Here is a 9,733-nt window from a genome sequence, read left to right as displayed (position 1 = left end):
GGGCGAGGTCAAGGACGTCCTGCTGCTGGACGTGACCCCGCTGTCGCTGGGGATCGAGACCAAGGGCGGCATCTTCACCAAGATCATCGAGCGCAACACCACCATCCCCACCAAGCGCTCGGAATCGTTCTCGACCGCCACCGACAACCAGCCCTCGGTGGGCGTCCAGGTCTTCCAGGGCGAGCGGGAGATCGCCGCCTACAACATGAGGCTGGGCACCTTCGTGCTGGACGGCATCCCGCCCGCCCCGCGCGGCGTCCCCCGGATCGAGGTCGTCTTCGACATCGACGCCGACGGGATCGTCGACGTCTCGGCCCGCGACGAGGCGACCGGCCGGGAGCAGTCGATCACGATCACCGGCGGATCGGCGTTGCCCAGGGACGACATCGAGAAGATGATGCGCGACGCCGAGGAGTACGCGGAGGAAGACGCCCGCCGCAAGGAGGAGGTCGAGGTCCGCGACCGGGCCGACACCCTGGCGCACTCGACCGGGACGTTCCTGCGGGAGAACGGCGAGAAGATCCCCGCGGAGACGGAGGCCGAGGTCGAGGAGGCCGTCGCCGGGGTGAGGAAGGCACTGGAGGGCACCGACCTCGAGGCCGTCAGGACCGCCGCCGAGAAGCTCGCCCGGACCAGCCAGAAGATGGGCGCGGCCATGTACGCGCAGAACCCCGAGGGCGGGCCGTCCGGCCAGAGCGGCACCCGTCAGGACGACGGCGAGGTGGTCGACGCGGAGGTCGTCGACGAGGACGGCGGGAAGCGCGACGGCACCGGCTGAACCGTGCCCCCGGGGCGGCGGAGGAGAGGAGGGCGCCGGTGGACGCCGTCGGCGAGGACACGCCGGTCTACGTGATCTCGGTGGCCGCGGAGCTGTCGGGGCTGCACCCGCAGACCCTGCGCACCTACGACCGCCTCGGGCTGGTCTGCCCGAAACGCACGAGCGGTCGCGGGCGCCGCTACTGCGCGCGCGACATCGTCACGCTCCGCGAGATCCGCCGCCTCACGCAGGAGGAGGGGATCAACCTCGCGGGGATCAGATACATCTTCACGCTGGAGCGGGAGGCCGAGCTCCTGCGCGGCGAGGTCGGCCGGCTGCGGGGCCTGGTCGGCCGGCTCCGCGACGAGCTGGAGTCCACCCGCGCGGTGGCCGCCCGGCTGGCGCGGCTGCGCCGCGGGTCCGGGCAGGACGGTGCCCGGACGCCGCCCCCGGCCGGGCGGGCCGATGTGGTCCTGGCCCGGCGCCGGCTGACCGACTAGCCGGCGAATCCGCTGATCAGAGCCGGGCACCGGCCCGCGCTGCTCACATGAGCAAACGGTTACGCATATGTTGCGGCCGCATGAAATGCCCTTTTACGTTGTGACCCGAAACACAACCCGGGAGGGCAGCATGCGGAGAACGTTCCTGGTCGGAGCGCTGGCGGCGATCGTCACGGCGGCGTCGGCGTGTTCGGTCTCCACCGGGCCGGGCGGCTCGGGGTCGGACGATGGGGACAAGGGCGGCCAGGTGGTGATCGGCTTCAGTCAGGTCACCCAGCAGTCGCCGTTCTACGTCCAGCTCAAGAACGGGGCGCAGCAGGCCGCGGACAAGGCCGGCGCCAAGCTGCTGTTCGCCGACGCCAACGGCGACGTGACCAAGCAGAACAACGACATCCAGGACCTGATCACCCGCGGCGTGGACGTGCTCCTGGTCAACCCGGTCGACCCCAAGGGCGTCGCCGCCGGGCTGGCCGCCGCCAAGGCCGCCAAGATCCCCGTGGTCACCGTCGACCGGCCGGTGCCCACGGGCGCGCAGACCCATGTCGGGCGCGACAACGTCACGATGGGACGGCTGGTCGGGGAGCGGGTCGCCAAGGCGCTCGGCCCCGGCGGCGGCAAGGTCATCGAGATCCAGGGCGACGCCGGCGGCGCGGTGGCCCGCGACCGCGGCAACGGGTTCCAGCAGGGCGTCGCCGCCAACTCCAAGATCCGCATCGTCAAGGGCCCGTACAGCGACTACCTGCGGGCCAAGGCGGTCGGCGCCATGCAGGACCTGCTGCAGGCCAACCCCGACGTGAAGGCCGTCTACGCGCACAACGACGACATGGCGGTCGGCGCGCTCCAGGTGCTCCGCGAGAACCGGCGCACCGACGTGAAGGTCGCCGGGGTCGACGGCCTCATGGAGGCGGTGAAGGCCATTCCCGCGGGGCAGTACGTCGCCACCGCGCTCAACGACCCGATCGGCATGGGCGGGCTGGCCGCGCAGACCGCGATCAAGGTCCGGAACGGGGAGAAGGTGCCGTCGTACGTGGACGCCGGGACCGGCCTGGTCGACCCGTCGAACGCCGCGAGGTACGCCGGCGACACCGTGTTCGCCCGCGCCTCCTGAACGACCCCCGGCTGAGAACAAGCAGGAAAGGAACATCGTGCCTGAGAGAATGCTCGCGGCCGTGCTGCACGCGCCCGGTGACATCCGCGTCGAGGAGGTGCCCCGGCCCGAGCCGGGCCCCGGCGAGGCGCTGGTGCGGGTGGAGGCCTGCGGCGTCTGCGGCTCCGACATCGCCCGGATGCTGACCGCGGGCGCGCACCGGATGCCGGTCGTGTGCGGCCACGAGTTCTCCGGACGCGTGGTGGCGGCCGGGCGGGGCGTGAGCGGCGCGTCCGAGGGCGACCTGGTGACCGTCCCGCCGCTGATCCCGTGCCGGGTCTGCGCGGAGTGCCAGCGGGGCCGGTTCAGCCTCTGCCTCGACTACGACTACTTCGGCAGCCGTCGCGACGGCGCGTACGCCGAGTACGTCACGGTGCCCTCGGGCAACCTGTTCACCGTCCCCGAGCAGGTGTCCGCCGAGGCGGCCGCGATGGTCGACCCCGCGGCGATCGCGCTGCACGCGATCTGGCGCACCCGGCTGGGCATCGGGCACCGGGTGGCGGTCGTCGGCGCCGGGCCGATCGGCCTGTTCGCGATCCAGTGGGCGCGGCTGGCGGGCGCCTCGGAGGTGCTGGCCGTCGAGGTCAACGACCAGAAGCTGGCGATGGCGCAGGAGGCCGGCGCCACCCAGACCGCCTCCGGCGCCGAGCAGGCGCGCGACCTGGCCGGGGACGGGTACGACGTGGTGGTGGAGTCGGCGGGCAGCCCGGTCACCGCGGACATGGCGGCCTCGCTGTGCGCCCGGCGCGGCGAGGCGGTCTTCATCGGCATCCCGCACGCCCCGGTCGAGCTGGCCAAGGACACCTTCAACGCCTTCCTCCGCAGGGAGATCACCCTGCACGGCGCGTGGAACTCCTTCTCCGCGCCGTTCCCCGGCGAGGAGTGGCGGGCGACGGTGGACGCGATGGCCTCCGGCGCGCTGCGCTGGAAGTTCATGATCACGCACGAGCTGGGCCTGGACGCGCTGCCGGAGACGATGCGCGCGCTGGGGGAACGTTCCATATTCAGCTCGAAGGTACTCTTCCGGCCGGGCGAGGGCGCGTGACGGGGACCGCGCCCCGCCCGCCGGACGGCGGAGGGGAGGGGACATGAGCGCGCTCCTGGGCATCGACCTGGGCACCGAAGGGGCGCGGGTGGCCGTCTACACGGCCGGCGGCGCGGTGCTGGGCACCGGCCGGCACGGGTACGCCACCGGCTACCCGCGGCCGGGCCGGGCCGAGCAGGACCCGGAGGACTGGTGGCGCGCCGTCGTCGCCGCGACCCGGCAGGCGCTCGCCGAGGCGGGCGGCCCGGCCGTGTCGGGCGTCGCGGTGGCCACCACCGCCTCCACCGTCGTCGTCCTCGACGGCGACGGCCGCCCGCTGCGCCCCGCCCTGCTCTGGATGGACGCCCGCGCCGGCGCCGAGTCCGAGCTCACCGCCCGCACCGGCCACCCGGTGCTCCGGTACGCGGGCGGCGCCGACGCCGTGGAATGGCTGGTGCCCAAGGCGATGTGGCTGGCCCGCAACGAACCGGAGACCTACCGGCGGGCGGCCCGGATCGTCGAGGCGGTCGACTACCTCACCTGGCGGCTCACCGGCACGTGGACGGCCTCGCGGATGAACGCCGTCTGCAAGTCCAACCACGACCCGCGCGGCGACGGCTACCCCACCGGGCTGTACGAGTCGCTCGGCGTCCCCGACCTGGCCGGGAAGCTGCCGCCCGAGGTGCTGCCGGTCGGCGCCACGGCCGGGGAGGTGACCGCCGCGGCCGGCGCCGAGCTCGGCCTGCGCGGCACGCCCCGGGTCGCCGTCGGCGGCATCGACGCCCACCTGTCGCTGCTGGCCACCGGCGGCCTGGAGCCCGGGCGGCTGTCGGTCGTCTGCGGCACCTCCAACGCCTTCGTCGCCGAGATCGAGGACCCCGTGTTCACCCCAGCGATCTGGGGCCCCTACCCCGACGCGCTCCGCGACGGGCACTGGCTCGTCGAGGGCGGGCAGGTCTCGGCGGGCTCGGTGCTGCGCTGGGTGAGCGAGGACATGCTCGGGCTCAGCCGCGAACGGCTCCCCGAGCTGTGGGACGAGGCCGCCCGGGTGGGACCGGGCGAGCACGGCCTCGTCGTCCTCGACTACTTCATGGGCAACCGGACACCGCTGCGCGACCCGGCGCTGCGCGGCGCCGTCCTCGGCCTGACCCTCGGCACCACCCCGGCGCAGCTGTACCGGGCCGCCGTGGAAGGCGTCGCGTACGGCACCCGCCAGGTCCTGGAGTCCTTCCTCGAGGCCGGGGTGCCGGTGAAGGACATCTACGTCTCCGGCGGCATCCAGCACAACCCGCTGTGGCTGTCGATCACCGCCGACGTCCTGGGCCGCCCGCTGCGGCTGGTCGGCGCGGGCGACAACCTCACGCTGCGGGCCTGCGCGGTCATCGCGGCCACCGCCACCGGGGCCCACCCCGACCTGGCCGCCGCCGCGGAGGCGTTCACCCCGGCCACCACCCTGGTCGAACCCTCGGCGCCCGCGGCGAACGGCGCCTACGACGAGGGATACGCCCTCTACCGGCAGGCCACCGCCGCCACCCGCGAGGTGGCGCACCGGCTCGGCCGGCCCAGCGGAGAGACCGATGAACCCTGACGAACCCGGATACGAGGCCCTGCTGCTCAGGGTCGCCGAGATGTACTACGAGGGCGACCAGACCCAGGAGCAGATCGGCCGCAAACTGCACCTGACCAGGTGGAAGGTCGGGCGGCTGCTCGCCGAGGCGCGTACGGCGGGCATCGTCCGGATCGAGATCGTCCACCCGCGCCACCGGCGGCACGCCGACGAGCGCGCCCTGGTCGAGCGGTACGGGCTGCGCGACGCCGTCGTCGTCCCCGCCGACGGCGTGAACGGCGACCTCGAACTGCGCGACCGCGTCGCCGGGGTGGCCGCCCAGTACCTGGCCGACCTCAGCCCCTCCCCGCGCACCCTCGGCGTCTCCTGGGGACGCACCCTCGATGCCGTCGCCGCGCACATCCCACCCGGCTGGGCCAGGGGCGTCCACGTCGTCCAGGTCAACGGCGGGCTCAGCCGCACCCGGCGGCCCACCTCCGCCTCCGACATGGCCAGCCGCCTCGCCCACCACGGCGGCGGCACCGTCACGCTGCTGTCGGTCCCCGCCATCGTGGAGAAGAGCTCCACCCGGGAGGCGCTGGAGAGCGACCGCTCCGTCGCGGGCGTGCTGGAACTGGCCCGGCACTGCGGCGCCTTCCTGTTCAGCCCCGGCGCCCTCTCCCACAACTCGGTCCTGGTCGAGTCCGGCCACCTCACCTCCGCCGACGTCGACGCCATCGCCGGCGCCGGCGGCGTGGGCGACGTCGTCGGCCGCTTCATCGACGGCGAGGGCCGCATCGTCCGGGAGGAACTCGACCGCCGCACCCTCGGCGTCACCCTGGACGACCTGCGCGCCGGCACCTGGTCGATCGCGGTGGCCACCGGCGCCGCCAAGCACCGCGTGTGCCGCGCGGTCGTGGCCAGCCGCATCTGCAACGTCCTGGTCACCGACCACCACACCGCCGCCCACCTGCTGGAGACCTCATGAGCGAACGGCAGCCGGGGAGCGGGGGAGGGCCCCCGCTCCTGCGGATGAAGGGAATCGTCAAGCGCTTCCCCGGCACGCTCGCGTGCGACGGCGCGAACCTCACCGTCCGCGCCGGGGAGGTGCACTGCCTGCTCGGCGAGAACGGCGCGGGCAAGAGCACCCTGATGAAGATCCTCGCCGGGTCGTACCGGCCGGACGGCGGCGAGATCGTCCTGGACGGCCGGCCGCTGCGCTGCGCCGGCCCCCAGGACGGCATCGCCGCCGGCATCAGCGTCATCTACCAGGAGCTCGACCTGGCGCCCGACCTCACCGTCGCGCAGAACCTCTTCCTCGGACGGGCGCCCGCGCGCGGCCCGTTGGTGCGGCGGCGGCAGCGGTCGGCGGCGGCCCGGGAACTGATCGCCCGGCTCGGCGGGACGTTCTCCCCCGAGGACCGCGTCGGCGACCTGCCCATCGCCGCGCAGCAGCTCACCGCCATCGCCAAGGCGCTCACCACCGACGCCAAGGTCATCGTCATGGACGAGCCCTCGGCCACCCTCGGCGGGCGCGATTTGGAGGTCGTGTTCTCCGTCATCCGCGGCCTGGCCGCCGAGGGCCGCGCCATCATCTACATCTCGCACCGCCTGGACGAGGTGTCGGAGATCGGCGACCGCGCCACCGTCATGCGCGACGGCCGCGACGTCGGCGTCTTCGACCTCGCCACCACCACCCACGACGAACTGGTCGCCGCCATGATCGGGGAGGCCCGCGACCTGGTCCGCCGCACCGACCACCCCGTCCCGTCCGGCGCCCCCCGGCTCTCGGTCGAACGGGTCCGGGTCGGCCGCATCCTGGACGTCGCCGGGCTGGAGGTGCGGCCCGGCGAGATCGTCGGACTGGCCGGGCTGGCCGGCGCCGGGCGCACCACCCTGCTGAACGCGCTGTTCGGCGCCGTCCGCGGCGAGGTCCGCGCCCGGCTGGACGGCGCGCCGCTCAAGGTCGCGGGCCCCCGCACCGCCGTCCGCAACGGGCTCGCCCTCGTCCCCGAGAGCCGCAAGGAACAGGGACTCTTCCTCGGCCTCGGCGTCGCCCGCAACTCCGCCATCGCCGCCCTCGGCTGGGCCGCGCCCCGCGGGCGCGGCAGGCGGATGACCGCGCCCGTCCTCGCCGGACTCGGCGTCAAGCACGCCTCGCCCGACCAGCCCGTCGGCCAGCTGTCGGGCGGCAACCAGCAGAAGGTCGTCCTCGCCAAATGGATCACCCGCGGCATGCGGGTGCTGCTGCTGGACGAGCCCACCCGCGGACTGGACATCGGCGCCAAGGCCGACCTCTACCGCCAGGTCCGCCGCCTCGCCGACGACGGCGTCGCCGTGCTGCTGGCCAGCAGCGAGCTCGCCGAGCTCACCGCGCACGCCGACACCGTCTGGGTGCTGCACGAGGGCCGCAACATCGCCCGCTTCGACCCGCGCACCGCCCCCGAGGCCGACATCGCCCACACCGTCATCACTGGAGCCACGCCATGACCCAGACCGTGTCCGAGCCCCGGCTCGCGGGCGCCGGCATGCTGTCCCGGCAACGCGGCCTCGACCTGCTCCGCAACGGCAACCTGCTGGTGATCTTCCTGCTGCTGTGCGTGGTGGCCGCCGTGCTCGCCCCCGAGTTCCTGACCGCGCGCAACATCGCCAACCTGCTCCAGCAGTCCAGCCTCACCGGCATCGTCGCCGTCGGCATGACCCTGGTCATCCTCACCGCCGGCATCGACCTGTCGGTCGGCAGCACCGCCGCCTTCGCCGGGATGCTCGTCGCCGTCCTCATCTCCGACGGGCTCGATCCACTGCTCGCGATCATGCTCACCCTCGCCGCCGGAGCCTCCGCCGGGGCCCTCATGGGCGGGCTGTCGGCCTACCTGGCACTGCCCAGCTTCATGGTCACCCTGGCCGGGCTCACCAGCATCCGCGGCCTCACCTACCTCCTCACCGGAGGCACCCCCGCCGGAGGCGACCTCGGAGAGGGCTTCCAGCTGCTCGGCGGCGGCTTCATCGGGTACGTCCCGATCGTGGGCCTCATCTTCATCGGCGTCACCGTCGTCGCCGCCCTCGTGCTGCGCGGCACCACCTTCGGAGAGTACGTCTACGCCACCGGCAGCAACCGCGAGGCGGCCCGCCTGTCCGGCCTCCCCGTGCGCGCCGTCACCACAGCCGTCTTCGCCATCTCCGGGCTGCTGGCCGCGCTCGCCGGAATCCTGCTCACCTCGCGCCTGACGATCGGCCAGCCCACCGCGTTCAGCGGCCTGGAACTCGACGCCATCGCCGCCGTCGTGCTCGGCGGCACCAACCTCTTCGGCGGCCGGGGCAAGATCTTCGGCACGTTCGTCGCCGTGCTGCTGCTCTCGGTCCTGAAGAACCTCTTCAACCTGGTCGGCCTGAGCTCCTTCTTCCAGATGCTCGTGACCGGCCTCATCCTGGTGGCGGCCCTCATCCTCAACCGCATCCTCGAGAACAGGGGAGACCATGCCTGAACCGACCCTCACCCTCGCGCCGGGCGAGAGCCCGCCGACAGCCCGGGAGCTGCGCGCGTTCCTGCATGGTCTGCCCGGTGTCGATCAGGTGGGTGCCGAGGAGCGGGCGGCGCGTCTGTCGACGCGTTCGATCAAGACCTCGGCGAAGGCGGAGGCGATCGATCTGGCGATCGCGATGGTGGATCTGACCACGTTGGAGGGGGCGGATACGGCGGGGAAGGTGCGTGCGTTGTGCGCCAAGGCCGTCCGTCCCGATCCCGGTGATGCCGAGGTCCCCAAGGTCGCGGCCGTGTGCGTGTACCCCGATCTGGTGGGTGTAGCGGTCGAGGCGCTGCGCGGGAGTGGCGTGGGCGTGGCGAGTGTGGCGACGTCGTTCCCCTCGGGCCGGGCGCCGCTGGAGGCCAGGTTGGCCGATACGCGTGCGGCGGTGGCGGCGGGTGCGTCGGAGATCGACATGGTGATCGATCGGGGCGCGTTCCTGGCGGGGGATTACGGCAAGGTGTTCGGTGAGATCGCCGCGGTGAAGCAGGTGTGCGGGGGTGCGCATCTGAAGGTGATCTTCGAGACCGGTGAGCTGGTCACCCTGGACAACGTGCGCCGCGCGTCGTGGCTGGCGATGCGCGCGGGTGCCGATTTCATCAAGACCTCCACGGGCAAGGTGTCTCCGGCGGCGACGCTTCCGGTGACGTTGGTGATGCTGGAGGCCGTCCGCGACTTCCGCGCGGCGACGGGCCGTCAGGTGGGCGTCAAACCGGCGGGGGGCATTCGGACGACCAAGGATGCGGTCCGGTATCTGGTGCTGGTGAAGGAGGTCGCCGGTCCGGACTGGCTGACCCCCGAGTGGTTCCGCCTTGGTGCTTCGAGTTTGCTGAACGATCTGCTGATGCAGCGGCGGAAGCTGGCCACCGGTGTGTATTCGGGTCCCGACTATTTCACCTTGGACTGAGCATGGTTTTGGAGTATGCCCCGGCGCTGGAGTCGCGGGACATCGTCGACATCCGCCCCTCTTACGGCCTGTTCGTCAACGGGGAGTTCGTGGACGGGCATGGTGAGCCGTTCAAGACGATCGATCCGTCCACTGAGGACACTCTGGCCGAGGTGGCCTGCGCCGACGCCTCCGACGTCGATCGCGCGGTGGCCGCCGCGCGCGCCGCCTATGAGCGGGTGTGGGGGCCGATGCCGGGTCGGGAGCGGGCCAAGTACCTGTTCCGGATCGCGCGGTTGGTGCAGGAGCGTTCGCGTGAGCTGGCGGTGCTGGAGTCGATCGACAACGG

General features: G+C 72.9%; 10 protein-coding genes. All 10 read left to right on the top strand.

Going from position 1 to position 9,733, the window contains the following annotated elements; all coding sequences use genetic code 11:
• A partial coding sequence (locus ACFPZN_RS55035) for an Hsp70 family protein (protein ID WP_378293235.1) occupies positions 1 to 778 on the top strand: 778 nt, incomplete at its 5' end.
• A 38-nt stretch (positions 779 to 816) separates the two neighbouring features.
• Positions 817 to 1,257 (top strand): heat shock protein transcriptional repressor HspR, encoded by a 441-nt coding sequence (locus ACFPZN_RS55030; RefSeq protein ID WP_378293233.1) that lies wholly within the window; start codon positions 817 to 819, stop codon positions 1,255 to 1,257.
• Positions 1,258 to 1,387: 130 nt separating this feature from the next.
• The gene (locus tag ACFPZN_RS55025; protein ID WP_378293230.1) at positions 1,388 to 2,365 is read left to right on the top strand and encodes a substrate-binding domain-containing protein; all 978 of its coding nucleotides are present in this window, start codon (positions 1,388 to 1,390) and stop codon (positions 2,363 to 2,365) included.
• A gap of 37 nt (positions 2,366 to 2,402) precedes the next feature.
• Entirely contained in the window at positions 2,403 to 3,449 is a 1,047-nt protein-coding gene (locus tag ACFPZN_RS55020) for a galactitol-1-phosphate 5-dehydrogenase (RefSeq protein ID WP_378293228.1), read from the top strand.
• Positions 3,450 to 3,492: 43 nt separating this feature from the next.
• A complete protein-coding gene (locus ACFPZN_RS55015) occupies positions 3,493 to 5,016 on the top strand; it encodes an FGGY-family carbohydrate kinase (RefSeq protein ID WP_378293226.1) in 1,524 nt (507 codons plus the stop codon).
• Positions 5,006 to 5,962, top strand: coding sequence for a sugar-binding transcriptional regulator (locus ACFPZN_RS55010; protein ID WP_378293224.1), 957 nt, complete (start codon positions 5,006 to 5,008; stop codon positions 5,960 to 5,962). Before ACFPZN_RS55015 ends, ACFPZN_RS55010 begins: the two co-directional genes overlap by 11 nt.
• The gene (locus ACFPZN_RS55005; protein WP_378293222.1) at positions 5,959 to 7,464 is read left to right on the top strand and encodes a sugar ABC transporter ATP-binding protein; all 1,506 of its coding nucleotides are present in this window, start codon (positions 5,959 to 5,961) and stop codon (positions 7,462 to 7,464) included. Before ACFPZN_RS55010 ends, ACFPZN_RS55005 begins: the two co-directional genes overlap by 4 nt.
• The gene (locus tag ACFPZN_RS55000; protein WP_378293220.1) at positions 7,461 to 8,459 is read left to right on the top strand and encodes an ABC transporter permease; all 999 of its coding nucleotides are present in this window, start codon (positions 7,461 to 7,463) and stop codon (positions 8,457 to 8,459) included. Before ACFPZN_RS55005 ends, ACFPZN_RS55000 begins: the two co-directional genes overlap by 4 nt.
• Entirely contained in the window at positions 8,452 to 9,405 is a 954-nt protein-coding gene (gene deoC, locus ACFPZN_RS54995) for a deoxyribose-phosphate aldolase (RefSeq protein WP_378293218.1), read from the top strand. Before ACFPZN_RS55000 ends, deoC begins: the two co-directional genes overlap by 8 nt.
• Positions 9,406 to 9,407: 2 nt before the next feature.
• The coding region (locus tag ACFPZN_RS54990) for an aldehyde dehydrogenase family protein (protein WP_378293216.1) at positions 9,408 to 9,733 on the top strand (326 nt) is incomplete at its 3' end.

The organism is Actinomadura rugatobispora (assembly GCF_042656285.1).
Lineage (GTDB): Bacteria > Actinomycetota > Actinomycetes > Streptosporangiales > Streptosporangiaceae > Spirillospora > Spirillospora rugatobispora.
Note: the sequence above shows the minus strand (reverse complement) of the source record. Positions and strands in the feature narration are given on the sequence as shown.